The organism is Serratia sp. PAMC26656 (assembly GCF_016469055.2).
In the GTDB taxonomy this organism is placed as follows: Bacteria; Pseudomonadota; Gammaproteobacteria; order Enterobacterales; family Enterobacteriaceae; genus Serratia; species Serratia plymuthica.
This window is the reverse complement of sequence record NZ_CP150486.1, coordinates 2,007,203-2,033,476: the sequence shown is the minus strand read 5'-3', so window position 1 is coordinate 2,033,476 and position 26,274 is coordinate 2,007,203. Positions and strand designations below refer to the sequence as shown.

The 26,274-nt window shown below is 55.8% G+C and carries 33 protein-coding genes, 3 tRNA genes and 1 pseudogene; 22 read left to right on the top strand and 15 right to left on the bottom strand.

All coding sequences use genetic code 11. The features are described 5' to 3' along the window. Window positions 1-98: 98 nt before the first annotated feature. From JEM67_RS10370 to JEM67_RS10285, 18 genes and pseudogenes are all read left to right on the top strand, one after another. Window positions 99-932: a GPO family capsid scaffolding protein gene (locus tag JEM67_RS10370; protein ID WP_199637206.1), complete on the top strand. Its 834-nt coding sequence runs from the start codon at window positions 99-101 to the stop codon at window positions 930-932. Window positions 933-971: 39 nt separating this feature from the next. After that, a complete protein-coding gene (locus tag JEM67_RS10365; RefSeq protein ID WP_199637204.1) occupies window positions 972-2,018 on the top strand; it encodes a phage major capsid protein, P2 family in 1,047 nt (348 codons plus the stop codon). A 44-nt stretch (window positions 2,019-2,062) separates the two neighbouring features. Then, window positions 2,063-2,734: pseudogene (gene gpM, locus JEM67_RS10360) on the top strand (phage terminase small subunit); the annotation flags it as partial. A gap of 118 nt (window positions 2,735-2,852) precedes the next feature. After that, on the top strand, window positions 2,853-3,350 hold the full coding sequence (locus JEM67_RS10355; protein WP_199637200.1) for a head completion/stabilization protein: 498 nt from the start codon (window positions 2,853-2,855) through the stop codon (window positions 3,348-3,350). After that, window positions 3,350-3,550, top strand: a complete 201-nt coding sequence (locus JEM67_RS10350) for a tail protein X (RefSeq protein ID WP_199637198.1) — start codon at window positions 3,350-3,352, stop codon at window positions 3,548-3,550. The genes JEM67_RS10355 and JEM67_RS10350 overlap by 1 nt, the downstream gene beginning before the upstream one ends. Continuing rightward, window positions 3,541-3,822 (top strand): hypothetical protein, encoded by a 282-nt coding sequence (locus JEM67_RS10345; protein WP_199637196.1) that lies wholly within the window; start codon window positions 3,541-3,543, stop codon window positions 3,820-3,822. Before JEM67_RS10350 ends, JEM67_RS10345 begins: the two co-directional genes overlap by 10 nt. Next, window positions 3,819-4,373, top strand: coding sequence for a lysozyme (locus tag JEM67_RS10340; protein WP_370576170.1), 555 nt, complete (start codon window positions 3,819-3,821; stop codon window positions 4,371-4,373). Before JEM67_RS10345 ends, JEM67_RS10340 begins: the two co-directional genes overlap by 4 nt. Further along, the gene (locus tag JEM67_RS10335; protein ID WP_233527777.1) at window positions 4,370-4,753 is read left to right on the top strand and encodes a DUF2570 domain-containing protein; all 384 of its coding nucleotides are present in this window, start codon (window positions 4,370-4,372) and stop codon (window positions 4,751-4,753) included. Before JEM67_RS10340 ends, JEM67_RS10335 begins: the two co-directional genes overlap by 4 nt. After that, on the top strand, window positions 4,650-4,898 hold the full coding sequence (gene lysC, locus JEM67_RS10330; protein WP_426406364.1) for an Rz1-like lysis system protein LysC: 249 nt from the start codon (window positions 4,650-4,652) through the stop codon (window positions 4,896-4,898). The genes JEM67_RS10335 and lysC overlap by 104 nt, the downstream gene beginning before the upstream one ends. Then, window positions 4,895-5,356, top strand: a complete 462-nt coding sequence (locus JEM67_RS10325) for a phage tail protein (RefSeq protein WP_199637192.1) — start codon at window positions 4,895-4,897, stop codon at window positions 5,354-5,356. The genes lysC and JEM67_RS10325 overlap by 4 nt, the downstream gene beginning before the upstream one ends. Then, window positions 5,353-5,994 carry a phage virion morphogenesis protein gene (locus tag JEM67_RS10320; RefSeq protein ID WP_199637190.1) on the top strand — a complete coding sequence of 214 codons (642 nt, stop codon included), beginning with the start codon at window positions 5,353-5,355 and terminating at the stop codon, window positions 5,992-5,994. Before JEM67_RS10325 ends, JEM67_RS10320 begins: the two co-directional genes overlap by 4 nt. Then, on the top strand, window positions 5,994-6,578 hold the full coding sequence (locus JEM67_RS10315) for a phage baseplate assembly protein V (RefSeq protein ID WP_199637188.1): 585 nt from the start codon (window positions 5,994-5,996) through the stop codon (window positions 6,576-6,578). The genes JEM67_RS10320 and JEM67_RS10315 overlap by 1 nt, the downstream gene beginning before the upstream one ends. Next, complete coding sequence (locus tag JEM67_RS10310; RefSeq protein ID WP_199637186.1) at window positions 6,575-6,943, top strand: GPW/gp25 family protein; 369 nt, start codon at window positions 6,575-6,577, stop codon at window positions 6,941-6,943. The genes JEM67_RS10315 and JEM67_RS10310 overlap by 4 nt, the downstream gene beginning before the upstream one ends. Beyond that, a complete protein-coding gene (locus tag JEM67_RS10305) occupies window positions 6,930-7,829 on the top strand; it encodes a baseplate assembly protein (protein WP_199637184.1) in 900 nt (299 codons plus the stop codon). The genes JEM67_RS10310 and JEM67_RS10305 overlap by 14 nt, the downstream gene beginning before the upstream one ends. Continuing rightward, window positions 7,822-8,349, top strand: coding sequence for a phage tail protein I (locus JEM67_RS10300; protein ID WP_199637182.1), 528 nt, complete (start codon window positions 7,822-7,824; stop codon window positions 8,347-8,349). Before JEM67_RS10305 ends, JEM67_RS10300 begins: the two co-directional genes overlap by 8 nt. Before the next feature lie 9 nt (window positions 8,350-8,358). Further along, entirely contained in the window at window positions 8,359-10,464 is a 2,106-nt protein-coding gene (locus JEM67_RS10295) for a phage tail protein (protein WP_199637180.1), read from the top strand. A gap of 3 nt (window positions 10,465-10,467) precedes the next feature. Continuing rightward, on the top strand, window positions 10,468-10,995 hold the full coding sequence (locus tag JEM67_RS10290) for a tail fiber assembly protein (protein ID WP_370576169.1): 528 nt from the start codon (window positions 10,468-10,470) through the stop codon (window positions 10,993-10,995). A gap of 25 nt (window positions 10,996-11,020) precedes the next feature. Then, window positions 11,021-11,629 carry a tail fiber assembly protein gene (locus tag JEM67_RS10285; RefSeq protein WP_233527776.1) on the top strand — a complete coding sequence of 203 codons (609 nt, stop codon included), beginning with the start codon at window positions 11,021-11,023 and terminating at the stop codon, window positions 11,627-11,629. A gap of 92 nt (window positions 11,630-11,721) precedes the next feature. Here JEM67_RS10285 and JEM67_RS10280 read toward each other — a convergent pair whose 3' ends face one another. The 6 genes from JEM67_RS10280 to JEM67_RS10255 form a co-directional block, all read right to left on the bottom strand. Then, window positions 11,722-12,213 carry a phage tail protein gene (locus JEM67_RS10280; protein ID WP_199637178.1) on the bottom strand — a complete coding sequence of 164 codons (492 nt, stop codon included), beginning with the start codon at window positions 12,211-12,213 and terminating at the stop codon, window positions 11,722-11,724. Between the two features lie 14 nt (window positions 12,214-12,227). Beyond that, window positions 12,228-15,224: a phage tail tape measure protein gene (locus tag JEM67_RS10275; protein WP_233527775.1), complete on the bottom strand. Its 2,997-nt coding sequence runs from the start codon at window positions 15,222-15,224 to the stop codon at window positions 12,228-12,230. Next, window positions 15,193-15,282 (bottom strand): GpE family phage tail protein, encoded by a 90-nt coding sequence (locus JEM67_RS10270; RefSeq protein ID WP_233527774.1) that lies wholly within the window; start codon window positions 15,280-15,282, stop codon window positions 15,193-15,195. Before JEM67_RS10270 ends, JEM67_RS10275 begins: the two co-directional genes overlap by 32 nt. An 83-nt stretch (window positions 15,283-15,365) precedes the next feature. Continuing rightward, window positions 15,366-15,665 (bottom strand): phage tail assembly protein, encoded by a 300-nt coding sequence (locus JEM67_RS10265; protein WP_199637176.1) that lies wholly within the window; start codon window positions 15,663-15,665, stop codon window positions 15,366-15,368. Window positions 15,666-15,723: 58 nt separating this feature from the next. Continuing rightward, complete coding sequence (locus JEM67_RS10260; RefSeq protein ID WP_048233361.1) at window positions 15,724-16,239, bottom strand: phage major tail tube protein; 516 nt, start codon at window positions 16,237-16,239, stop codon at window positions 15,724-15,726. Continuing rightward, a complete protein-coding gene (locus JEM67_RS10255) occupies window positions 16,240-17,421 on the bottom strand; it encodes a phage tail sheath subtilisin-like domain-containing protein (protein ID WP_199637174.1) in 1,182 nt (393 codons plus the stop codon). Between the two features lie 151 nt (window positions 17,422-17,572). Between JEM67_RS10255 and JEM67_RS10250 the strand changes: the two genes are divergently transcribed. Together JEM67_RS10250 and JEM67_RS10245 are read left to right on the top strand one after the other, a co-directional pair. Beyond that, entirely contained in the window at window positions 17,573-18,727 is a 1,155-nt protein-coding gene (locus JEM67_RS10250; protein WP_199637501.1) for a phage late control D family protein, read from the top strand. Between the two features lie 45 nt (window positions 18,728-18,772). Continuing rightward, window positions 18,773-19,021, top strand: a complete 249-nt coding sequence (locus tag JEM67_RS10245; protein ID WP_199637171.1) for an ogr/Delta-like zinc finger family protein — start codon at window positions 18,773-18,775, stop codon at window positions 19,019-19,021. Between the two features lie 151 nt (window positions 19,022-19,172). Here the strand turns inward: JEM67_RS10245 and JEM67_RS10240 are convergent. The 6 genes from JEM67_RS10240 to uvrY form a co-directional block, all read right to left on the bottom strand. Next, window positions 19,173-19,258 (bottom strand) — tRNA-Leu (locus JEM67_RS10240). Between the two features lie 10 nt (window positions 19,259-19,268). Continuing rightward, window positions 19,269-19,342: transfer RNA gene (locus tag JEM67_RS10235), tRNA-Cys, on the bottom strand. 56 nt (window positions 19,343-19,398) lie between these two features. Further along, a tRNA-Gly gene (locus JEM67_RS10230) sits at window positions 19,399-19,474 on the bottom strand. Window positions 19,475-19,619: 145 nt separating this feature from the next. Beyond that, window positions 19,620-20,168 carry a CDP-diacylglycerol--glycerol-3-phosphate 3-phosphatidyltransferase gene (pgsA, locus tag JEM67_RS10225; RefSeq protein WP_013812396.1) on the bottom strand — a complete coding sequence of 183 codons (549 nt, stop codon included), beginning with the start codon at window positions 20,166-20,168 and terminating at the stop codon, window positions 19,620-19,622. 58 nt (window positions 20,169-20,226) lie between these two features. Then, window positions 20,227-22,059: an excinuclease ABC subunit UvrC gene (uvrC, locus tag JEM67_RS10220; protein ID WP_199637168.1), complete on the bottom strand. Its 1,833-nt coding sequence runs from the start codon at window positions 22,057-22,059 to the stop codon at window positions 20,227-20,229. Then, window positions 22,052-22,708 (bottom strand): UvrY/SirA/GacA family response regulator transcription factor, encoded by a 657-nt coding sequence (uvrY, locus tag JEM67_RS10215; protein ID WP_004942941.1) that lies wholly within the window; start codon window positions 22,706-22,708, stop codon window positions 22,052-22,054. Before uvrY ends, uvrC begins: the two co-directional genes overlap by 8 nt. 783 nt (window positions 22,709-23,491) lie before the next feature. On the opposite strand from uvrY, the gene JEM67_RS10210 reads away from it, so the two are divergent. Both JEM67_RS10210 and JEM67_RS10205 read left to right on the top strand, forming a co-directional pair. Continuing rightward, a complete protein-coding gene (locus tag JEM67_RS10210) occupies window positions 23,492-23,716 on the top strand; it encodes a DUF2594 family protein (protein ID WP_004942939.1) in 225 nt (74 codons plus the stop codon). Between the two features lie 116 nt (window positions 23,717-23,832). Further along, a complete protein-coding gene (locus tag JEM67_RS10205; RefSeq protein ID WP_013812394.1) occupies window positions 23,833-24,174 on the top strand; it encodes a GlpM family protein in 342 nt (113 codons plus the stop codon). Window positions 24,175-24,189: 15 nt separating this feature from the next. Here the strand turns inward: JEM67_RS10205 and JEM67_RS10200 are convergent, their stop codons facing one another. From JEM67_RS10200 to JEM67_RS10190, 3 genes are all read right to left on the bottom strand, one after another. Further along, entirely contained in the window at window positions 24,190-24,621 is a 432-nt protein-coding gene (locus tag JEM67_RS10200; RefSeq protein ID WP_013812393.1) for a hypothetical protein, read from the bottom strand. A 218-nt stretch (window positions 24,622-24,839) separates the two neighbouring features. After that, a complete protein-coding gene (locus JEM67_RS10195) occupies window positions 24,840-25,151 on the bottom strand; it encodes a hypothetical protein (protein ID WP_174270186.1) in 312 nt (103 codons plus the stop codon). A gap of 319 nt (window positions 25,152-25,470) precedes the next feature. Then, a complete protein-coding gene (locus JEM67_RS10190; protein WP_199637166.1) occupies window positions 25,471-26,169 on the bottom strand; it encodes an extensin family protein in 699 nt (232 codons plus the stop codon). Window positions 26,170-26,274: the final 105 nt, after the last annotated feature.

The window sequence follows — 26,274 nt, the reverse complement described above, 5'->3', positions numbered from 1 at the left end:
TGGCTGTCGCCGTTCTCCGACAACAACAACGCATTGAGACGGGGCCGGGCGCCCTGCCATCATCACCGGGAACTCAACAGAATCGCGAGCAAGCAGGCATGGCAAGCACAGCAAAACCACGTAAGAAATTTCGCGTCGCAGTCTCCGGAAACACCGTTGATGGCCGCGAAATTCAACCGCAGCACCTTCGCGACGCTGCAGCCAATTACGATCCGACGGTATACGGCGCACGCGTCAACATTGAGCACTATCTCTCCCCCTATCCGGGTAGCGACTTTGGCGCGATGGGGGACGTAGCTGCACTCAGCACCGAAGATATTTCCGAAGGGCCGCTGGCCGGGCGTACAGCTCTATACGCGGAGATTGAACCCTCCGAGCGCATGAAGCAGATGACCGATAAAGGGGAAAAAATCTACTCCAGCATTGAGTTGGCACCGCAGTTTGCTCTCAACGGCAAAGCGTATGTTGTGGGGCTGGCGATGACCGATACCCCAGCGAGCCTCGGCACTGAACGCCTGAAGTTTGCGGCGCAACAACGTGCGCAGGTCATGGCCTTCAACAACCAGCAGGTAGAACCACCGATGTTTACCGAAGCCATTGAGGCTGAAGTTATCGAACTCGCAGCCCAGCGCAGTGAAGAAGGTAAGCAGTGGTTCAACCGAGTCATGGGCATCCTCGGCAAAGGCAAGAAAACCGACGATGAACGTTTCAGCCAGGTGCATCAGGCGGTAGAGGCCGTGGCGCAGTCGCAGGCCGATTTGACCGACCAATTCAGCACCACCGCACAGGATAACGCCAGCAACAAGCAGGCCATCGCGAAGTTGACTGCTGATCTGGCTGCGATAAAGCAGAAGGTTGAAACCACGGACAGCAACTTCAGCCGTCGCCCGCCGGCCGGCGGTGGTGGCAACGCGCAGTTGGCTGACTACTGAGCCAGCGACTGACCGATATTCACTACAAGAGAAACGAGCATGGAAAATATTACCCGCGAGCTGTTCGACCAGTACATCAGCCGGCAGGCCCAGCTAAACCGCGTATCGCCAGCCGCCGTCGCGGCAAAATTCGCTGTCGAACCGGCGGTACAGCAGAAGCTGGAAGCCGCCGCGCAGAAAAGCGACTCTTTCCTGAGCAAGATTAACGTCTTCGGCGTGACCCAACAGATCGGCCAGAAAGTGCTGATCGGCAACAAAGGCCCGCTGGCCGGTGTGAACAACAGCACGACCACGCGCCGCAACCCGGCCGATAACAGCAAAATGGAGTCGTTTAACTACACCTGCCGCAAGGTCAACTATGACTACGGCCTGAGTTACGAGCAGTTGGATGCCTGGGCACATCAGCCTAACTTCCAGCCGCTTATCAGCAGCGCAATGGCGCGCCAGATGTCGCTTGACCGCATCATGATCGGTTTCAACGGCACCAGCTACGCCGATCCATCCAACCGCGCCGCTAACCCGTTACTGCAGGACTGCGGCATCGGTTGGCTGGAAAAAATCCGTAAGGAAGCGCCGCACCGCATGATTTCCGGTGTGACCGTGACCGCACGCGACGAAGACAACAAAATCATCGCCAAAGGCACCTACGGCAACGTCTCATCTGCGGTTTATGACGCCAAAAACAGCCTGATGGACGAATGGCACAAGCGTAACCCGGATAACGTGGTGATCCTGGCCGGCGATCTGCTGACGACCAGCAATTTCCCGGCAATCAACGCTATGAGCCAGACCAACCCGAATACCGAGATGTTGGCCGGTCAGCTTATCGTTGCGCAGGAGCGCGTCGGGAATATGCCGACCTTTATCGCACCGTACTTCCCGGTGAACGGCATCCTGATCACGCCGTTTAAGAACCTGTCGATCTACTACCAGCGCGGCGGCCTGCGTCGCACCATCAAGGAAGAGCCAGAGTACAACCGCGTCGCGACTTACCAGTCGTCGAACGATGACTTCGTGGTCGAGGACTACGGCAACGTCGCCTTTATCGACGGCATCACTTTCGCAAAGCCTGAGAACGGCGGTTAATCACCCGGGCGGGCACCTGCCCGCCCCCTTTAGGGGACAGGACAATGCTGACACCGGCACAACGACATTTTCAACGCGTGATGGCGGAACGCCACGGCAAGACCGAAGAATTCACAGAGGCAGCCCGCACTGCGCATGAACAAATCCTTCACCGCTTGCGCATGGATCAGAGTGCACTCAGACGCGTGCAGTCCGACCAGGCTAAAGCGGAGATGAAAAAGCAGCTGTTGCCGCAGTACGACGGCTGGATCGAGGGCACGCTTGATGGCAACAGCGGCCGGCAGGACGAGGTCATCGTCACCCTGATGATCTGGGCGATTGACGCTGGCAATTATCCGCTGGCGGTGCGTATCGGCCGCTATGTCATCGAGCACAACCTCGCGATGCCTGACCAATTCCGCCGCACGGCAGCGACAGCTCTCGTGGAAGAAATTTGTGATCCCATTCTGGTGCAGGTCAAGGCCGATGAGAGCACCAATTTGACCGCACACCTGCAGGTGCTGGACGAGCTCGCGCAAATCGTCGATGGCAAGGATATGCCTGACGTAGTGCTCGCCAAGCTGTTCAAGGCGCGCGGCTTTGCGTTGCGCGGTGGCGATGATGCCGCCCGGGCGACGGCGCTGGAACTGCTGCGCCAGGCGCTGAAACTGGACGCCAACGCCGGCGTCAAGAAAGCGATCGAGAGCCTGGCACGCCAGGTCAAGAAAGCCAAACAGGACACCACCGAATAAAACAACTTGCGCCCCGTGCGCTGGCGGCGCGGGCGGAGATCTGCAGCGCTTAGCGTGTTCTTTTCCCCGTCCGCTCACCGCCACCTTTTGAGGAGATTTGGCTATGAGCCTTGTTGCCGGGCGTACCGTCACCCCCGCCGCTGACGATGTGCCAGATACCGACGATGGTGGCGAGACCATCACTGCTGGCCCCTTCTGGCCCGCGGTTGCGCTCAAAGACGTGCGCCTTGAGATGCGCATCACCGGCGCGGTGACCACCACCCGATTAAAACAGGCCGCGATTGAGGCGACAGGCCATGTGATCGACCAGCTGACAGGCTGGCAAGAGAGCCAACTGAAAGCCGGCTTCGCGTCGCTGGAGACCGTGCCAGCCCGTCAAATCAACGACGTGAGCGTGAAGATCCACCGCTACCGTCGCGCGATATTCAGCATCACCCGCGCGCTGCTGATCGAAAACTATCGCGACGTCGACACCACCGGCGACGCAGGCGAGAAACGCGCCGCAGGGTTGGCGCTGCAGGCGGCAGATCTGTGGCGGGATGCCAGATGGGCCATCGCCGATATTCGCGACGAAGTACGCAATTTTGCGGAGGCATTTTAGTGAAGGTGCAAGCAATGCAGGGCGACACGCTGGATCTGGTGTGCCAGCGACACTACGGCACCACGCAAGGCGTGACCGAAATCGTGTTGGCCGCCAATCCGGGGGTCGCCGAACAGATATTTTTGACCGCCGGCCAAGTGGTCGAGCTGCCGGAGATCGAACGTTCAACCCACCAGGAGACGGTGCAGCTATGGACGTAATCGACCGCCTCTGGAGCTGGGTGATCTACTCCTATTCCACCGTGCTGATGGGCATCGGCATGATGACGCAGCGCGAATGGCTGGCGACCGGCGGGCTGTTGATCGGCCTTATCGCCGCGGCGCTGGGTGAAATCCACCGCCGCCGGATTGCGCGCAGCCAGGCGACCACCAACGCCCTGCTGGCGCAGCTGGTTGACGCAGTGCGCAGCGATGCCGAGAACCGGCAGGATGTGAAGGCGCTTATCAGCGAGCTGAAAGGGGGCCACCGGTGAGAAGAAAAAGCGTTATCGCCTGCAGCGTGGCCGCCATTTTGGCGCTGGCCGGTGCCCTGTGGCCCGAGAAGGTGCGCACCAGCCAGGCGGCACAATTAAAAATGGCGAAGTACGAGGACTGCCGCAAGACGCCCTACTACTGCCCCGCCGGAGTGCTGACCATCGGCATGGGCTCAACGACCCACGTCAAAGATCGGCAGTACTCGGAAACGGAGATCGCCGAGCGTTGGGTAAACGACCTGGTACGCGCGGAAAAGTGCATTAACAGCAACTTTAACGGCGCCGCCGCCCCGCAATTCGTTTTTGAAGCGCTGACCGACGTCAGTTTCAACGTGGGTTGCACCGGGATCAGTTGGTTCACCGATCGCCAGGGCAAAAAGCAGCGCACCACGCTATGGAAATACGCGCAAGCGGGCAACTGGCCCGGCGTGTGTCAGCGCCTAACCGACTTTGTGAACTCCGGCGGCAAGCGCCTGCAGGGACTGGTTAACCGTCGGGAAGAGTTTAAAGCCTGGTGCCTGTCTGACCCGGCGCTCAGGGGCGCTGAATGAAAGCGGCCGCGGTACTGATCCTGCTGTTTCTGGCGACGCTGGCCGGGATGGGATGGCAGAAACATCAGCGGGAACTGGCCGAACAGCGTCGCGATATTGCCGAGCGCGCCGTCGAGCAAACCGGGGATGTGCTGACCGAAGTGCGAGCCCTGCGTGCCGACGTCAGCGAGATTGAGGCCGAAATGAAGAAGCTGAGCGAGAAGCGCGGCACCAATGGAGAGCAACGACGTGAAACCATCAAGACTGCACTGGCCGGCGAAACGTGCGCCGTTACTCCTGTGCCTGCTGCTGTCGCTGACAGCCTGCAAAAACGCGCCGCAGAAGTCCGCGCCGCAGATTATTCAGGAGCCTTTGCCGGCCAGCCTGACGGCAAACACTGATGTTCCTGCAGCACCGTCACCGATGACTTACGGCAGTCTGGTGCCTTGGGCGGATCGGCTGCTGGATGCGCTGGATACCTGCAACACCGACAAGGCGGCCATACGAGAACTTGAACTAAGGCGTATCGCCAGGGGGATGAAGTGAAGAAAGCAGAACTGCTGCGCGACGCGCTGATCGCGGCCAACACTTGGTGCAAGGCCAATCCTGAGCTGTTCACGGTGTGGGTGGAAAAAGGCCATATCGAGATCCAGGCCACCGGCGAAAGCTCGTTCATGTACGTGTATCCGATCCAGGTGCTGGCAATGGACTTTCCCGGCCAGTTGGATGACCTCATGCTGCCGCTGCTGGCGTGGATTTGGGAGAGCCAGCCCGACCTGCTGCTGAACCCGGACAACAATAAAAAGATAGAGTTTGACGCCGATATCGTGAGCGACGACAGCGCCGACATTCTGCTGAAGGTGCCTGTGTGGGAACGCGTGATGGTGACTATCGAGAACGACAAGCCTGTCGCGCAGCACCTGGCAGAAGATAAGCCCCGCATCAACGGCGGCGACTGGCAAATCGTGTTCGATCCTGAGAGAGGCGGGGAGCTGGTGCAATGACAAACGATACTACAGTGTTTCACCAGTTGGATCAGGTGTTCGTCGACATTCTCGGCGGCATGTCCCCAGCAGGCCGTATACGCACCGCGCGTGAGGTCGGCCGCATGCTGCGCCAGAACCAGTCGCGACGCATTGCCCGCCAGGAAAACCCGGACGGCTCGAAATTCGAGAAGCGCCGCCGACGTGTGCAGAACCTTCAGGCTGGGATCAGCTTTATTTGGCAGGGAGAAACCAGAAACCTCAAGAACTGGCATTACCACAAAGGGACACGAGGAAGAAAAGTCACCGGTTTTGATAAGGATCGCGGCGCCGTCCGATCGTTCTTTGTTGAAGATATCGAACGTTATCTCAACATCAATTTTACAGATGTTAAACGCAATTTAACCAAGGCAGATCCGATGTTTCGCCGGTTGCGCACAGCGCGATTTCTGAAGGTGCGCGCCGATTCCGGCGGCGCCACCGTCGGTTTTACCGGCGTTGCGGCCCGTATTGCGCGCACGCACCAGTACGGCCTGCGCGAGCGGGTGAACAAATCCGGCGCGATGGCGTCCTACCCACGCCGCGAGGTGCTGGGGATCACCAAAGCCGACCGCATGGCGATCGCCCGTTCGGTCATTGACTCACTGGGGGTGAAATAGTGGACGCGGCCGAACTCATTCGCCTGCTGGAAAACCTGATCCGCGTTGGCGTGGTCACTGAGATCGACGAGGACGCATGGCGCGTACGCGTTTCCACTGGCGAACTGGATACCGCCTGGCTGCGCTGGAACGCACAGCGCGCCGGCGCATTCAGCATCTGGATGCCGCCGTCACTCGGTGAGCAGGTCTGGCTGGTCTGTATCGGCGGCAACCCGGAAACGGCGATTATCGGCGGCAGCCTGTACAGCAACGATCACCCTGCCCCCGGCAGTTCCAGCAAAGAAATGGTGATCACTGCCCCGGACGGCACCCGGTTCCGTTATGACGCGGCCGTGGGTGCGCTGGAGGTTAGCGGCATCAAGACGGCCAAGGTCACGGCCGAGGTGAAAATCATCCTCGACTCTCCTGTCGTCGAATGCACTGAGCTGCTGAAAACCAAAAAGTTTGACGTCACCGAAGGCGGTGAGATGCGCGGAACCTTCAGCCATAGCGGCGGTGCTTTCACCTCCAACGGTGTACAGGTCGACGATCATGGTCATGGCGCCATTGAGCGCGGCGGCGATTGGACGGAGGGCACCCGATGAGCGAGAAATATCGCGGTATGAATGCCGCCGGCACCGGCACGCTGACAGACGCAGATCACGTCTGGCAGTCTGCGAATGACATTCTGCTGACGCCCATCGGTTCACGAGTCATGCGCCGCAATTACGGCTCACTGGTGCCAGACCTGCTCGACAACCCGCAGAACGATGTCACCCGCCTGCAACTGATGAGCGCGGTGGTTATCGCACTGGCAGCCTGGGAGCCACGCTTAGCGCTGGACACTATTAACGTCACCTATTCGCCGACAGGTGCCGTCACCGCAGAAATGTCCGGCCTGCTGACGGAGAACATGGAAAAGAGCACCGGCACGGTCACGCTAAGGAGCAACAACGATGCCAACGATTGACCTGTCGCAGTTGCCATCGCCGCAGATCATCGAGCCGCTCGACTTCGAGACGATCCTCGTTGACGTCAAGGCAGTGATGCTCGCTGCCTTCCCTGCCGATCAGCAGGCATCGGTCGCCGCCTCCCTGTCGCTGGAGTCCGAGCCGCTCAACGTGATCGCCCAAGCGATAGCCTACCGCGAATTGCTGTTGCGCCAGCGTATCAACGAAGGAGCCGCCGCCTGCATGCTGAGCCACGCAGAAGGCGCAGACCTGGACAACCTGGCCGCCAACCTCGACACCAAGCGCCTGACGATCACCCCGGAAACGGACACATCCAACGCGGTGATGGAAAGTGACGAAGCCCTGCGCCTTCGCGCGCAATCCGCTTTCGAGGGCATGAGCGTCGCCGGCCCGTCGGCGGCGTATGAGTATTATGCCCGTAGCGCCAGCGGCAAAGTTGCCGACGCCAGAGCAACCAGTCCGGCGCCGGCGGAGGTGGTGCTCGCCATTCTATCGACCGACGGAGACGGCACCGCCTCGCCCGAGCTGCTGGCCGCCGTGACGGCCGCCGTCAATGATGAAGAGGTACGGCCGCTGGGCGACCGCGTGACGGTTCGAAGTGCGGATATCATCGATTATTCAATTGATGCCGAGCTGTTCCTGTACCCAGGGCCGGAGTCAGAACCCATCATAAACGCCGCCATGGCGTCACTGCGGGCCTTCTTGTCAAATAATAACAAGAAGATCGGGCGTGATGTTGCCCGTTCAGCTATTTCCGCCTCGCTGCATGTACAAGGGGTACAACGTGTGGTGCTGCGTTCGCCGGCGGCTGACCTGCAAATATCTGACACGCAGGCGGCGCGTAACATCGGCTACTCGGTAGAAAAAGGCGGTACGGATGAGTAACACCCTGCTCCCGCACTCGGCAAGTACATGGATGCGCCACACCGAAACAGCCACCGCGCGGCTGTCTGCGATCACCGTGGCGCTCCGCACCCTCTGGACGCCCACCGACTGCCCGGTAGATTTGCTGCCTTATCTCGCGTGGGCGCTGTCCGTCGATCGCTGGGATAAGAACTGGCCCGAAGCCACCAAGCGCAAGGTCATTGCAGACGCATATTTTGTGCATTGCCACAAAGGGACAATCGGCGCCCTTCGTCGCGTCGTTGAACCGCTTGGATATTTGATTGAAGTTCGCGAGTGGTGGGATTCAGGCGATCCCCCAGGAACATTTCGCCTTGTCATCGGCGTGCTTGACCAAGGCATTACCGAGGAAATGTATCTTGAACTTGAGCGTGTCATAAACGATGCCAAGCCAGTCAGCCGCCATCTGATAGGAATGACATTAATCCAGAATATACCTGGAACCCTTTTTATCGGAGCTACCACCCTCGACGGCGACGTCACCACAGTTTACCCCGGATAAGGAATCAACATGAGCAAATATAAGGCGATAGTGACTACCGCCGGGGCCGCAAAGATTGCTGCGGCTTCCGCTGGCGGCAAACAACTGAAAATTACCCATATGGCTGTCGGTGACGGTAATGGCATGTTGCCGACGCCGAACCCGGAACAAACCAAGTTGGTCAACGAGAAGTACCGCGCCACGCTCAATACACTAACCGTTGATAGGACTATTGATAATCATATCATTGCCGAGCTTATTATCCCGGCCAATGTCGGCGGTTTCTGGCTGAGAGAAATGGGGCTTTATGACGAAAACGGCACATTTATCGCCGTGAGTAACATGGCGGAAAGCTATAAGCCACAACTCAATGAAGGCAGCGGCCGAACGCAAACGCTCCGCATGGTTCTGATCGTCAGTAATACCGAAGCCATCCAGATCATTGCCGGCGGCGATACAGTGTTAGCGACACGCGATTTTGTTGAAGATGCCATCAAAGAGCATGAGAAAACCCGCAACCACCCTGACGCCAGCACGACTGCCAAAGGTTTTGTACAGCTGAGCAGCGCGACAACAAGCAGTGATGAGACAAAAGCCGCCACTCCCAAAGCGATAAAAGACGTCAACAACGCCAGTGTCAAGAAAGCGGGTAACCTTTCTGACCTGAAGGATAAGGCTGCGGCGCGTAAAAATCTGGCGTTGGGAACAGCGGCCACGCGCAATGTCGGTACTGACAGCGGCAATCTGATGGAAATCGGTACTGCCGGCCTAGGCGTAGGCCCTCAACACAAAGGTGACACCTACGGTAATATCGTTGAATTTTTCCGCGTCAATGCGACCAGCGCCAACCGTCCGGGTAATAACGCTTACGGCGGTGTGAGGCTGCCTATCGATGGCGTGCCGACATCGGGGTACGTGATGGTTGGTGTCGACCTGAGCGCTTGGGTTGGGCGGTCCACGACTCAGGCGAAAGGCGTGACGTGGGCCAGGCTCTATACCACTGCATTCAAGCCAACCCCTTCAGAAATCGGCGCTGCTGATGTTCGTAACAATTTTGCCGCGCGGATGGGAGTTGCCAGAGTGTTATCTGGGAGCAATCCACCGACAAGCCCGGGAGTTTGGAGCGTTGAAAATTGCAGCTGGACGCCGGAGAAATGGGGGACGCTACTTTGCACGACGAATAAAACGGCTCTCAGCACTGCGCGGGGCGAAGGCCAATTCCTGCACTATCTGTTCATCAGCCATAGTAGCAAGGTTTATGTCGCTACCAACGTTAATGGTAACGGCGCCGGCTGGCAGCAACTGATAGGGCCGGCGGGTGGAAATCTTAGCGGCCCGGTGTCGTCGAGTAGCTGGATATCTGCAGCGTCAATGACAGCTCAGTATCATACCGTACCCACAGGTATGCCAGAGGGGGCGGGAGATTTTTCAGGCCAGCTGAACAGCAAGGCCCCGTTATATCAGCCAAATTGGCAATGGCCAGTTACAGCCGGCGGTCTTTATGTGCCGATAGTTAAAGGTGTCTCTACCCGGCAAGGTCAAGGTTACCCGACGGCAGTGAGCTTTGGCTATCAGCTGGATGGCAGCGGCAGCTTTGCACGCCCGTGCATTCATGCGCGAGGTGACAATAATAAGGATGCGGTCTGGCAGTTCAACCCCAACGACCTCATGCTTTATGCTCCGGGCGGTATCAAAGCTGGCAGTGCAACACTGGCAACGGATGGCAATATCATGGGTAGCCGCTGGGGCAATAAATGGCTGTGGGATGCAATCATTGAGCAAGTAAATGGCCGTGTTGACTGGGGGGCTTTCGGTAACCGCACGCACTGGTGGACGGATGGCGAGCGCGGGTGGTGGAAAGACGAAAACACCGGTTTTATCTATCAGTGGACTGTTGGCCCCTGGAGGAAAGAAGACGAACAGATTGATTCCGTGGGTTTCCCCATGCGCTTCCCGAATCAATGTTGTACGGTGAATGTTGGGGCGCAAGCCCAAGGGGATGGTATTAATAATGATGCTGTTGCTGTGGTTTATGGTTGGAATCAGGAAATCTGTCGCGTGCAAATGAATAAGCCGGCGGGAGAAAGTTCTTGGTGGCTACCTATGCGTACAATTATTTTTGCTATTGGGAGGTAACGAGTGGCACACATCAACAAATTGGACAATGCTCTCGGCGAGGAAGCAGCACCCATTACATCGCTACAGCTTCCCGAAGATATGGGGCCACAATTAGAAAGCACTGAAGCAAATTTTTACTTCTCACCGTCTGAGCTCGTCTTTGTCGCGGGCATTCTGAAAAAGGACTACGTCAAGGCGGGTTCCTGGCCGAAAGATGCTCGGCCGGTGAGCGATGAGATTTATGCGGCATTCATTGCCAATCCGCCAGAAGGTAAGGTACGTGGGGCAGATGATGCCGGAATGCCTTGCTGGGAAGATGCTCCGCCGCCAGCGAAGGCGCAGCTCATTGAAATGGCGCAGCGCAAGTTGAGCACGTTGATGACAATGGCAACGAAGGCCATTGCCCCACTTCAGGATGCCGTGGAGCTCGGTATTGCAACAGACAGTGAGAAGGTTCTTCTGAATGACTGGAAGCGTTATCGTGTAATGCTCAATCGCATCGATATCTCAGTTGTTCCTGATATTGAATGGCCGCTTAAGCCTGAGTAACATGAAGTCTCAGGAGGAGGCTTTCATGGATAAATCAGCGAAAGAACTATATGCATTAATCGAGAATTGTGACGGTATTTCATATGGTGGTCTGTGTGCTGCCACCACGTTGGATAGCGGGAGGATCGGCGAACTACTGAAGTATATGGTGCAAGATGAAATAATCTATCGCTCCGGGCCTGTGGGGCAATACAGATACCATATATCGAAGGAGTTGGCCGACAAGGCTGTCGTTAGGCCAAGGGAGCGCATCGGTGTGCCCGCCGAAAAAGATATCGTCGCTTCTTGCAAGTCCAAGTCCGCAATTTATAGGTTTGACCAACTGCTTAAAAACGCCGCTTGCCAAATAGTTTCTTGTCCATCTTGTGTGCGGCCCCCCCATCCCCCCCGGATGTCGCACTTACACAGTAATTTTATTGCACATCATGAAACAAAAAGCGCGGGTCAAATATCGCAAGTTTTTGTGTCAAATATCGCGCGCCGCATCAGCCCACTTCAGGATGCGGTCGATCTCAATGTTGCTACTGAGCAGGAAAAAAAGAAGTTGATAGAATGGAAGCACTATCGTGTAGCTCTCAGCCGCATTGAGACAAAGGAAGGGGCTGATATCAACTGGCCAAAGCTACCAGAATAATATAAGCCCCAATCGGGGCTTTTCTTCTCCTGCAGTACAGCCTGTGCCATCTATATCTGCCGGTATCGAGTATAGTCAGATCGCGCCATGCCTCAACCAAACAGACCGTTTACTGATTTTGTCACCGAGCTGATCGCCCGGCTGGCGCTGGTACGCAGTTCACCGAGCATGTCACTCGCCGAGGTCGTTTGCAGCTTCTCGCGAAAATCGCTGTCGACACGGCTCAGGCTGATGGAAAACTCGATTTTTTTCGGGTTGCCGTAGCGGTCAAATTCCGATTTCCCCCGCTCTAACCGCGTCATTACATACATGCCGTAAATTCGCCCGTCCCCCTCAATCAGCGGCCAGGGCCGGCCGGTAAAGCCGATTGTCTCAAGACTCGACAGAGACAGATTGCCGCCGGTGATCTCCGGGTAGAGCACACCGTCAAGCGTGATACTGTCATCCCCTGCCCCGATATATTGCCAGCCCGCAGACTGGTTGATGCGATCGTTCTTGACGTGGCGCCACTCCTGCGAATGGCGCAGCTGCTGATAAGGCGCCGTGCGCAGCGTAAAAACGAACATCCCGAATACCATCATCATAATGTTGACTCCCGTTAATCTCGATCGCGGAATGACCCGCGGTTACCCCTGACTGTGCTGGCCATCGCATCGCGCACTGCGCTGCGCACCATCCGTTCCAGCTCCTGATCCGAACGTTGGCCGACGTCGTTAAAGACCAACTGGAAGATGGGGCCACCGCCACCAGGCGCGGAAACGGGCGCCATCTCGGCCGGCTGTGACGCCGACGGCACCGAGAGCACCCCACCACCGGCAGCGGCCGCCACACGCGGCACCGGTTGCGGCATCACCCGCGCTTCCTGGTACGCCCCACGCAGTGCCAGCGCGCGCGGCAGATTTTTGAAGACAATATCCCCCGGCCCGATACGTTTGGTGGCGTTGGTATTGTCGGCGGTCGCCTTGGTATTGTCGGCGATCTCGTTCAGGCGGCGTAGCGTGCCCGTGTCGCCAGTCATTGCCGGGGGTGGCGAGCCGCCCAGCTTCGGATCAGCAGTTGCCGGGCCAGTAGGCAGACCGGGGCCGGCCCAGCTCCACCCTTTCTTCACCATTTTTTTCTGTTGCGGATCCCATTCCCACATCGCGGGCTGATTGCGCAGCTCTTCGGCCTTGCGCCTGGCCTGCTCGATGCCATCCGGGATGAGGCCCATTTTCTCCAGCAGCCAGCCCACACCATCCATCAGTTTTGACAGCGGATACAGCAGCACCTGCAGCGTGGTGCCGAACACTCGTCCGAACGTCTCGCCGGCGCTGGCGCATTTGTCCAGCGTGTCTTTGCTGGTCTGCATCGGCGTCAGCAGCTTGGTGAACCAGTCCCACACGCGGCCTAGGGCATCGCCAATCACGCCAAAGATCGGCGCGATACGGGCAAATGCATCACGCAGCGGAGCCAGCGCCGCCATGACGCCAGCACCAAAGCCGACAAAGAACGCCTTGATCGGCTCCCAATATTTCCAAATCAGTACACCGACCGCGACAAAGGCTGCGCCAATCAACCCGATCGGACTCAGTAGGAACGACAGTGCCGCCCCCAGCGCTGAAATAGCACCGGTGAGAATGCCCCATAGCGTTGACAGGCCCGTCAGCCGCAACGCCAACCCCATCACACTACGCACCAATGAACCCAGCGCTGCCGACGGCGCCATAAATACGCCCATCAGCATGCTGCGCAGCGGCGCCAGCGAGCCAAGCAGCCCACGGAAACCACCAGAGAGCGAAGTCAGCACACGCGACCAGCCGCTGACCCTCGCCATGGCGTTGCCGCCGGCGCCAACGAAGCCCCGCAGTGCGCTAACGGTTCCCGTCAGACCGCGCCCGCCCGTCAGCAGTGTGAAGCCAAGACGCAGTTTAGCCAGCGGCCCAACAAGTAAGCCCATGGCAAGTGACACGCCACCGAGTGCAACAGTCAGCGCCAGAGCGCTGCCAGCAACGAGCACTATCGATTTTGCCAATTCAGGATTTTTGTCAACCCACAACATCATATTGTTAACAATGCCGCTGAGAGGCCGAGTCAACCGCCTGAAAGTTCCATCCACCGTATCATTTACAGCAATACGGAAACCTTCCCATGCGCTATCAAGCTCCATGAGATCGCCTGTTAGGTTATCCATCATTTTTTTTGCTGTGCTACGGGCTTCCCCGTTCTCATGGGCCTTCGAAATCCCATCGTAAAGATCTCGAAGATACCCATCGCCGGCACCGTTAACGATAGCCTGAAGCCCGACGAAACCCTCTTCACCTGCAATGGATTTCAAAAATCCAATCTGCTTAGGGGCCTTGAATTTAGACAGCTTCTGTTGCATATCCAGCAACAGATCGAAGGGTTTTCTCATTTCACCCGTAGCGTCAGTGACTTCAACACCGAGTTCTTCCAAGGCTTTTTGCGCAGCTTTCGGCGGTGACGCCAGGCGGGAAAGGCTACGACGCAGCGCTGTACCCGCATCCCCGCCTTTGATTCCCATGCGAGCCAGCGCGCCAGTGAGGGTCGCAGTCTCTTCAAGGGTGAGACCCAGCGCCTGTGCGACTGGCCCCGTATACTTCATGGTTTCGCCGAGTTCGCGAAGGTTGGTGTTCGTGCGAGTGAATGCCCCCGTCAGAACGTCACTGACGCGATCCATCTGAGAGGCATCAAGGGCAAACTGAGAAAGAATATTCGTACCGATATCAGCGGTTTCACCAAGATCCACGTCGCCCGCCAGTGCCATATCAAGCACACCGGGCAAGGCTGCGCGAATTGATGCAGGCGTAAAGCCGGCCATTGCAAGGAATGACTGCCCCCGCGCAGCATCAGTGGTCGTAAAGGCCGTTTCTGCGCCAAGCTTTTTTGCCTGCTCACGCAACGCGGTAAAGTCATCGGACTTTTTATCGATTCGTGTCAGCGCCTGAACCCTGGACATTTCCTTATCGAAGCTCAACGCCGGCGACAGAAACCGGCCGCCAGCGTATCCGCCTGCAGCGGCGCCAACCGCCATCCCCATGCCCGCGCTGCGCAACTTGCCGGCGCTGTCTTTGGCGCGCGTGTACTTTGCCTGCGCTTGTGTAACAGCCGCCAACTGACGGCGCTCCCGTTCCAGTTGGCGGTTGTATTGCTCAGTCCGCCGGATGGCGCTTTGTACCGCACCGCTGCCGGCTGACAGGTTGACGCCGTGCTGCCGCACCGCCTGGGCCGTCTCTCGTAGCTTGGCCGTCTGCTGGTTGTAGGTTTGCGTCAGTCGGGTGAGTTTGCCGCGCAGGTTTTCCAGGTGCGCGGCCTGGGATTCAGTAAGCTGGCCACCTTCGCGCTGCTTCTGGTTAAGCCCGTCAAAGGCCCGCTGCGTGGTTTTGAGTTTCTGCGCCGTGTCGTTGGCCTGCGAGCGCAAACGGTCAAAGCTGGCGGCCTGCTTGTCCAGATTTTTTGCGGCACCTTGTGTTTTCTTGAGGGAATCAGAAAGGCCGCTAACAGCTTTGCTAGCGGCTTTAACCGGGCGGGTGAGTTTGTCGATCGCGTTGAACGCAACGCGAATATTAAGATCCATGGTCGTCCTCGTTATCGTCATGGTTGCCGCTGCGGATGGCGGCGCGCTGGCGCCATGCCATCAGCTCGCGCAGCTCCATGCCGTACATCTCGGAGGGCGGCCAGTGAAAAACTACAGCAATGTCAGCGATGAGATCGTCAACGCTGACAAACAGCGGTTCCCTTACTTGTTCCCCGTCTCCGCCACGTTCGGTACGGACGGCGCCGCTTTGGTCAAAAAAGGCGTCATCTCTTCAATGAACGCCACAAAGTCACCGGTATCCAGCGTGGCGATTTCGGTGGCGGTCAGTGCCGGCGCAGTGACGCGCGTTAGCAGCGTTGAAACAGAGTCATAGTCAAAGTTGAGCACGTCGACCAGACGCAGGCCACGCAGTGAACCGGCTTGCTTGATGGTGTCGGTGATGGTGACAGTGGTGATCTCGCTGTTGCCGCGTTTAATCGGCGTGGTGAGTGTTACGGACATGTGCATGTTCTCCAGGCGGCCACGCGTGCCGCCTTTAAAGTGGGTTTAGGGTTGCCGATCAGCCGCCGAGGCCGAGGGCTGACACGATGCGATCGGGGTACAAGTTTTTCCCGTCGCGCTTGTAGATGAAGTTCAGCAGATCGATTTCCAGCAACGCCTTATCATCCACCGACAGCTTGTAGTAGGTGTTCTTGATGGCGTAGGTGTGGTTGGTATCATCGCCCTGCTTGGCCTCACCCGGATCGATTTCGGTGATGCGACCGCGCATCTCCACCTCCATCAGCGAACTGGTGCCGCCGCTGTAGATTTCACCGACGAAACGCAGGCGCATTTCGTCAATATCGCCGCCGTACTTGAGGATCAGCTCTTCAACGACGCCGCCGACCACCATCGACGCATCGAGCGCGCCTCCGTCAAGGCCGAGGTCTACCGCTACGGCGCCTTGCATGCCGCCGCCCTGATAGTCCTCCGTCTTGCGGGTGACCTTTGGCAAGGTGACGCTGGGGATCTTGCCGATGTGGTTGGTACCGTCCACATACAGCGTGAACAGCCGGAGCTTTTTAGGGATAGCCACTTATGCCCCTCCCAGCGACGCGAAAGCCGCTTCGTAGTATTGATCGGTGAAGGTCTGGATCATGGTCAGATCTTCGAGTGGCGGCACCGGGCTGTAGTTGTAACGCACCACAACTTTGCCCTGCCGAATGCGGGTTGTCGGGTTATCGACGATATCGAACCAGCACGCGGCGCCAATCAACCGGCCGGCGGTGACCAGCCCCTGCAGCTTGGCATTGATACCGCTGACCACATCCTTGACGTTTGCCGGCGTAAGCGGGCTGTCTACCGTGGTAAATTGCGCCTCCGCGATGGTATCCGCCAGGATCTGCGCGGTACGGGTGTACACCTCGAAGATGTACTCGTTTTTGTCCGTGGTGCGGTTGCCCCAGAAGCGGTAGCCGTCTCGCTTAATCAGCGTGGTGACTTCATTGGCGTTCAGCTCGTTGGCGTCGGAGTCCTCCGCCTGCAGCGCCCAAAAAACGTCTTTGGTGATGCCGAGCACGTTGCTAACAGCCACGTTCGACAGCGACTTATGCCATCCCTGCTCGTTGTCGATCTTCGCCCGGAGCCCCAGCGCGTAAGCCACCGCCGGGAACTCTTCGTTCTTGCCACTCTCCGGGTTATAGGCGATGAAATTCGGCCAGATCAGCATGCCCTCACGCTCGGCAAACTGCTTGCGATAGGCTTTTGCTTCGGCGATCGTCTCGCAGCCGTCGCAATAGCTGTAAGAAAATGCCCGCAACTGCTTGGCAATCACCCGCAGTTGTGCGGTCACTTCCTGCGTGTCATACATCGGCACGCCGATAATACGCGGCCGATATCCGACTTTCTGCTCGGCGGTCAAAAGCGCGAACATACCGGTATAGCTGCCGTCCGCCTGGGAGCCGCCGATAATCAGCTGCGACTGCGTTTTCGCCCCCTCTTCAGTGCCGGCCGCCGCCACGCGCACCACAATCACTCGGGTGCTGACCTGGTCGGAAATGGCCTTCAGGGATTTATAGAGCGAACCGGTTTTACCGGCCTTGCCGAGTACGCTGATTACCCGTGTGATCAGTACCGGCGTGTCTAACGGGAAGGTGGTTGCGTCAGCATCATCCGCCACCGCGACCAGACCAATGACCGTTGAGTCAACGTCATTGATCGCGGTCTGCAGGTCGGTGTTTTCCTTGACGCGCGCACCATGGAAGAAATTGTCGGTCATACTGTACCGCCATCATGCTTGTGAGTTCGTGGTGATATTCGCCGAAAAACGCCGGCGCAACACGCGGCGCTGGTTGTCATCCGCCGGCGACAACAACGCACGGTTTTACCTGTCGCGCGCGCATGAAACCATCAGTGCCAAAGGGGGAGCCATGGCACTGACTACTGACGCGATCGACAAGGCCAAATCACTGCTGGATAGCGGCGCCAGCACGTTCAACGATTACCAGACGGAGCTGTCGCGCGTGCCTGCATTCAGCGTCCTGCTTGGCGGCAAAGAGTTAACCGCGCTGGATGAACGCGTCTTGTCGCTGGAGATGACCGACAACCGCGGCTTTGAGGCCGACGAGCTGACGATCACGGTGGACGATACTGACGGCCAGCTGCAGCTGCCTCCGCGTGGCGCCGAGGTGGCCGCGTCAATGGGCTGGCACGGTGAAGCGCTGGTTTACAAAGGCATTTTTATCGTCGATGAAGTGGCGCACGCCGGGCCACCTGATACGCTGACGATCACCGCGCGCAGCGCCGATTTTCGCGACGAGTTCAACGTCAAGCGCGAAGTGTCCTGGCATGACGTCACCGTAGAGCGGGTGGTGTCAGCGATCGCCCGTCGCTACAACCTGAAGGCCATCATCTCGCAGCAGCTCATGGAAGTGGAGATCGACCACGCCGACCAGACGCAAGAAAGCGATATGTCCTTTCTGACGCGCATGGCCGAAATGCTGGGCGCCATTGCCACGGTGAAAAATGGCAGCCTACTGTTTATCCTGCCCGGCGGCGGCGTCAGCGCCAACGGCAAGGCGCTCCCCTCCTTCGCCATCACCCGCAGCAGCGGCGATCGTCACACCTTCCGAATTGCCGATCGTGATGCCTATACCGGCGTGCGCGCGTACTGGCTCGATCTGGAATTCGGGAAAAAGAAAAAGGTCACGGTGAAGGCCCGCAAGCCGGCGAAAAAGAAAGTGCAGCGCAGCAGCAGCCGCGAGGGTGATTACATCGAGGGGGCCGACGGTAACGTCTATGTCCTGCGCAAAACTTACAATAACGAAACGGCCGCCAAACGAGCCGCGGCTGCAAAATGGCAGCAGCTGAAGCGCGGAGCCGCTGAATTTACCCTTACCCTGGCCTACGGCCGCGCCGATTTATACCCTGAGCAGCATGGCACGGTATCGGGATTTAAAACGGATATTGATAATCAGGATTGGATAATCGCCAGGGCGAGCCATTCGATCGACAGGAACGGCTTTACCACGCGACTGGAGCTGGAGGCTAAAATACCTGAATGGATTGCGGAAAGTGAGAAGTGACAGCCATAATAACGGGGAGTTCAACTCCCGCCATGGGAGGCCATCATGTTTGTTTGCCCGATCTGCGGTGCTATGGCCCGTACCCGCACCAGTCGCCGTCTCAGTGAAATGACGATACGCCAATATCATCAGTGTCAGAATTTCGAATGCAGCATCACGTTCACGACGCTAAACAGCGTTGAAAGGCTGGTAACAAAGCGCGGCCCGCGCGAAGAATTGCCGCCCGACTTTATCCCGCAAGACGCCTTCCCCACGTCCCACTATGGGCGTGATCAGCTCAACCTGTCGCTATAACAAAGAGCCCGCACAATGCGGGCTCAATATCTTTACCGCCAACCCATCGCCATTTCATCGCCACTTGGCGTTTTTCAGGCACAAAAAAACCGCCTTCCGGCGGTCACGACATTACTGCATATTGCTTTGATTATTCTGGAATTATTTTCCCTGGTACCCGGGGCGGGACTTGAACCCGCACAGCCATAAGCCGAGGGATTTTAAATCCCTTGTGTCTACCGATTTCACCACCCGGGCTCGGGAAAATTGGAGGCGCGTTCCGGAGTCGAACCGGACTAGACGGATTTGCAATCCGCTACATAACCGCTTTGTTAACGCGCCTTAATTCTGCTGCCTTCTTCAGGCCAAAGCTCGTGAAACACCAGCTTTGTTTAATTTGGAGCGGGAAACGAGACTCGAACTCGCGACCCCGACCTTGGCAAGGTCGTGCTCTACCAACTGAGCTATTCCCGCATCAATCAGAACCTACTGATTTTTTTGCTATCTTTCGGCGATTCACTGCTGCCGTCTGATGCGATGCATTCTACTTACCTGACGTAATGAGTCAATAAAATTGTTGTCTCATTACGTTTGTTTGACGATTTTTGCAGCGCTTTGATCAGGGTTCAAGCAAATCTTTCCGGGCCGCGTTCAAATATTGGAACATTGACCAGAAAGTCAGCACTGCCGCGATGTACAACAGGCCGAAGGACACATACTCAACGGTACGTTCCGGGCGCCACAGCAGCCCCACCAGCGACATCATTTGCGCCATGGTTTTAACTTTGCCAATCCACGATACCGCCACACTGCTGCGTTTACCGATCTCCGCCATCCACTCACGCAGCGATGAGATGATAATTTCACGGGCAATCATGGTCGCCGCAGGCAGGGTGATCCACCAGGTATGATAGTGCTCGGCTACCAGCACCAGCGCCACCGCCACCATCACTTTGTCCGCTACCGGGTCGAGGAACGCCCCAAAACGGGTAGTTTGCTTCCAGCGACGAGCCAGGAACCCATCAAACCAGTCGGTTATGGCAGCAAATACAAAGATGACGGCGCAAACCATCGGAGCCCAGGTGAACGGCAGGTAAAATGCCAGAACAAAGAATGGGATCAGAACTACGCGAAACAGAGTAAGCCAAGTCGGTATATTCAATTGCATAATGCTACGGTAACTATCTGGCTGGAGTGGGAATTAAGAGTATGTTGCTACATTGCCCTCAGTGTTTCAATGCATTGTAGATCTTTTCTGCCAATGCTTGTGAAATACCCGGCACTTTTGCAATTTCCTCAACGCTGGCGTTCAATAATGGTTGAAGTCCACCCATATACTTCAACAGCACCTGTCGCCGTTTTGGCCCAACGCCGTCGATCAGTTCCAACGCGCTGGTATTTCTAACTTTTGCCCTTTTCTGCCGGTGCCCGGTGATCGCATGGTTATGCGAATCATCGCGGATATGCTGGATCACATGCAGCGCCGGCGAATCCGAAGGCAGAGAAATCCCCTCACCTTCCGGTACAAAGAACAATGTTTCCAGGCCGGCTTTGCGATCGGCGCCTTTGGCGATACCAATCAGCAAAGGTTTGTTTTTATCCCAGGTGACATTCAGCGAGTTGAACACGTCGATCGCCATACCAAGCTGGCCCTTACCGCCATCGATAAAAATAACGTCCGGGATTTTGTTCTCTTCCAGAGCTTTACCATAGCGTCGTTTCAGCACTTGCGCCATGGCGGCATAGTCATCCCCTGGCGTAATGCCGGTGATATTATAGCGCCGATATTCCGAACGCAGCGGTCCGTTGCCGTCGAACACCACGCAGGAAGCGACCGTCTGCTCACCCATCGTGTGGCTGATGTCAAAGCATTCCATGCGGTTAATCTCGGAAAGATTCAGGATCTTCGTCAGTTCTGCCAACCGCTGATGAATCGTCGACTGTTGCGAAAGCTTGGTTGTCAAAGCAGTTGCGGCGTTGGTTCGCGCCAGTTTAAGGTAACGTGCACGATCGCCACGCGGTTTACTTTGGATTTGAATCTTGCGGCCAGCCAACTCGGACAGCGACTCCGCCAACAGGTCTTTTTCAGGCAGATTGAAGTCTAGCAGGATTTCCGCTGGCAGGGTGCGAGCCTGGCTGCCCTGTAAATAGAACTGCCCGACAAACGTCTGTACCACTTCGCTCATCTCGGTACCGCCCGGCACCTTCGGGAAGTAGCTGCGACTGCCCAACACTTTGCCTTGGCGGATAAACAACACGTGCAAGCAGGCCATACCGGCGTCAAACGCCACGCCTATCACGTCCAGATCGTCGCTATTGCCCGAAACGAACTGGCGCTCCGTCACACGCCGCACCGCCTGGATTTGATCGCGGATACGCGCTGCATCTTCGAAATTCAAAGCCTTACTGGCGTTTTCCATCCGCTCAATCAACTGATGCAACACCTGCTGATCCTTGCCGGACAGGAACAGGCGCACATAGTCTACCTGCTGTTGATATTCTTCCTCACTCACCAATCCGGCGACGCAAGGCCCCAGGCAACGCCCGATCTGATACTGCAAACAAGGGCGCGAGCGGTTGCGGTACACGCTGTTCTCGCACTGCCGTATCGGGAAGAGCTTCTGCAACAGCGCTAATGTCTCGCGCACGGCATAAGAGTTGGGAAACGGGCCGAAATATTCACCCTTGGCATGTTTAGCGCCACGATGAACCGCCAACCGCGGATGACTGTCTGCGCTAAGGAAGATCAGCGGATAAGATTTATCGTCTCGCAAAAGAACATTATATCGCGGCTGGTATAACTTTATGTAGTTATGTTCCAGTAATAGCGCTTCTGTTTCGGTGTGCGTAACAGTTACATCTATTTGTGCGATATTTTTAACCAGCGCCTCGGTTTTTCGGCTTCCCACCTGCTGGCGGAAATAACTGACGAGGCGCTTTTTCAGATCTTTGGCTTTACCGACATAGATAACCGTACCAGTGGCGTCATACATACGGTAGACGCCAGGCTGGCTGGTTACGGTGCTTAAAAAAGCTTTGGCATCAAAACGGTCACTCACTGCTTAACAACGTCTCCGCATTGAACAATCCGTGTCGGATAGCCAAGTGTGTCAATTCGACGTCACCGCTGATATTCAGTTTACTGAACATACGATAACGGTAACTGTTCACCGTTTTAGGACTGAGGTTCAGTTGTTCCGAGATCTCATTAACCTTTTTGCCTTTGGTGATCATCAGCATAATCTGCAGTTCACGTTCAGACAGGCAACTGAACGGGGTTTCCGTCTGCGGTTCCAGTTGGCTCAATGCCATCTGCTGGGCAATGTCCGATGCGATGTAGCGCTGGCCTGCCTGCACCGACCGGATGGCGTTAACCACATCCTGCGGTGCCGCCCCCTTACTCAGGTAGCCTGCAGCACCTGCCTGCATCACCTTGGCAGGCAATGGATTTTCAGTATGAATAGTCAACATGATGACTTTAACGTCGGGCGCATAACGTACAATCTTGCGCGTAGCTTCCAGCCCGCCAATGCCCGGCATATTCATATCCATAAGAACGATATCTACAGCATTGCCACGGCACCATTTCACGGCGTCTTCACCGCACTGGGCCTCCCCGACAACTTTTATACCTTTGATATCTTCAAGAATGCGTCGTATCCCTGCGCGCACCAGTTCGTGGTCATCAACAAGAAGAACGCTAATCAAGGAAAAATCTCCAAAAAAAGGGAGTAACGCAATCAGCCTCTGTTATAGCCTGAGATATTACTTGTTTTTCGGCCAAGAATGAACACAGATTAATACTAACCCCCGATTAACTTTGCGAAACGGCGCTGATTTTTGAATTTTAGTCATCCGCCCAGCCCGATAAAGCCGCTCTCTGCGGGGCAAACCCCCACAGCGTAAATATTACTGGGTATGATTCCAGCCTATGATACCGCGCCACTCATAAAGCATGGGTAAAATCAATGTAAGCAATAGCAACATCGATAATATTAACACGAATGCAATTGCGTTGTAATTCATTGAAATAAAACAAGACGATGACTGCCGTTCTGCTTATCTGGAAAAAACGTCGCGAGAGCGAAATTATTCAGCAGAAAATTAGGTGTCAAAGAGCAAGACAGCCACGTTGATAATTAGAATAGCCCCCATAAGTTGATAATAACATAGCGGGCAAATACTTATTAACCCCACCGAAATAACTGTCACTTATTCTGCCTCGTTCCCGTTGCCGAACGGATGCCGGGGTATTCATTAATCCACTGCACACCTGCTCTATAGCCCACAACAGATAACCGCCGCGTTAGCGTACCGATAACCGCTGAATGGTGCAGTTCCAGCGCTATCTGTGCAGATGGATATCGGATGCTATGCTATACTCCGCGCCCAGATAAATACGCATCTGCATGCCAGAGTGAATGAAATCGGTGCTGATGCGCATCAAAATGCATATTGTTTCAGGCTACGGCCCAAAAATCAGGAGAGAAAATGAGCAACGTTGACTTCACTACGTCTGCAAACCCGGAAACGCTGGCGACAGAAGTCGCCTGTCTTAAAGCAACGCTGACGCTGATCCTGAAATCGATCGGTCAGGCGGATGCCGGGAAAGTCATTATCAAAATGGAACGCTTTATCGCACAGATTGAAGACCCGGCTCAGGCCGAAATCTTTAAAAACAGTATCCAACAAATTAAGCACGCTTACCGTCAGTAAGCTGCCGTCCATCCGGCCTGCCATTCCCGCAGGCCCGTTTCTCTCACGATTTTCGTGAGCAATTGATCTCCCACATTATTTCGGGCAGTGTATTTTTATTTACGCCAGAGAAACTTATGGGCATCCTCGTTAAAGCGCTGATCGGCGCTTTGGTCGTAGTCTTAATCGGCCTGCTGGCCAAAAGTCGCAGCTACTATATTGCCGGCCTGGTGCCGCTATTTCCCACCTTTGCACTGATTGCGCATTACATTGTCGGCAGTGAACGCTCGATCGAAGCGCTGAGAACCACGCTGATTTTTGGCATGTGGGCGGTTCTGCCCTATCTGGTGTATCTAATCTCGCTGTATTTTTTTATCAACAGTATGAGATTGTCTTGGGCATTGGGTGCGGCGGTGTTGTGCTGGATTGCTGCAGCGTGGCTATTGATTACTCTGTGGGGATGGTGGCAGGGGCGCTGACTGCGCCCCGCCTGGTTACGGCCTGCCGGCCTGTAGCACAAAACCGCGTTGCATATCGCCCGCAATGCGGAAGTAACGGCTCTCACCGGCGCGCAGCGTCATCGGTAACCGGCCGCTGGTATCGCGCCAGATGCACAGACTATTTTCGATCATATCCTGTCCGATGCTAACTTCGTTATTCCCCACCGGCACTCGAAACTCGGCCTTCTCTTTTGCTGCCAGCGATGCCGCAAACTCCCCGTTGATATAAACCCCGGTGCGGCAACTCCCCGCCAACATCCCGCTGTCACGCACCACCACCACCGTGGCATAAGGCGTTTGCGGCACATTCTGATAAAGCATCAATCGGCTGGGGGGCGGCAACTCAGCCTGTTGCGGCGGAACCGCCTGCGTGGCGCAGCCAGACAACAGTATGGTTGTAATAAATAACGCAGCGTAATGCTTCATCCTGAGCTCCTGGAAAAAAACCAATCTTTATAGTAGCAAGAGAATAGGCGGCAGCGCGCCATCAATAGAAAAATAGGATAACTTCCAGTGGGCTGGGGAGACGTCCGGCGGAAAACCAGTTTTCACTGCCCATCGCGATGATGATCAGACAATGCTCCGTCATACTAGGAAAATTCTTTGTTATTATATTGAAATAAATAAGTATTTTTGTAATCTATTTAAAATTTAACCATACGTTTCTTGATATCATCTTGAAAAATCCCACCCACATAGTTAAATCCGTCCTCTGTGACATAAACTCGCGGGTAGCCGGTTTCCGACAGTCCAGTTAGCATGTATCCTCGGCTTATCATCTCTGGGGAAGGCGCATTCATCAGAGTAAGAAAACCTCGCCCCCGACACCATTGATAAAAACGAGTACGGCCATAACCAAAGGCATCGCCAACCTCGGAAAGATTCCTAAATCGATCATAATCATCTGATAATGAAGGTAAATTATCGTTATCTTTAGGTATTTCAGGTTTATTCAACAAATAAGACTCCCTTATTCACGCCTTCATCATCATGAAAATCATTTATCGCTCCTGAATCTAAAAAATTTATAGGTGAATTGCAATCGCATTACTGGCCATTTGAATAATAGTTTTAATTCTGTCTGGATTTAAAAGTTGGATAACCCTGCACAAATCAAGTGACCTTTTTTCCTAACCCCTACCGCAGCTAAAAATAAACCGCACCTCTTAGGTAAAAATCCTATAAATATACTGAACATAAAATCAGAAAAAACTTAGCTCCGACACTATAACTAAAAAATATTATTGCTTTATTACTCGTTTTCACCATTACCATTTACCTGCACAACCCATACCCCCGCATGCCAAAATGAAAATGATTTGCATGAGCGGCATTATATTCCGGGCCTAGCACGCTGCCGAAAAAGCCACATCCCTCTTCGAACAGCGCTCTAAGGTAGCTTCCCGCAGTGCTTTGCTCCGGCCAGTCGCGCAATATCGTCAGCCGTTGACCATTCGCCAAACGGAAACCGGCAATATCCCAAGCCTCCGCAGTGGCATGCTCACTGAGCCTTCCCACTGGTCGATGATAGATGTTGCGACAAGCGTAGCTGCCAAGATGGTCAATACGCGCCAGCCTCAAGCCAAACTGTCGTTGTGCCTGCGGCGCGGCGATTTGTCCAACGAACATTGCGCTGCTCAGCGCAAGCGGGCAACTGGCAAGAAAACTGGAGCTGAGGCGTACCTCACCAAAATTCTGCACCCGTACTGGCGCAACCAGCGGGCATTTGCCCTGGCTATCACCAGGCAGGCTAAAACCGATACGCCCCGCGTCCCTGGCCTGAGTCAAAATGGCCATGCAAGCCACAGGATCATTGGCCAACGACCGCAGTTTAAGACGGGTGACCAGGGTTGGGGGATCGTCCAGCGTTAAAGGAGAGAAAGGATGATAGCCTGGTGGTAAATAACGGCTTGCCCAGGGCAGAAGCAAGGCCAGCGCCAGTAATACCGAAAGTAAAACGAGCGTACGTCGCATGCCATTCTCCCCTGAGCCCAAAACATCAGCACATACCCACAGCGTTATCGGCTGCGACTTTAAAGCCACAGATTATAGGCTTCGCCAGCGTAACCTCAATCTTAC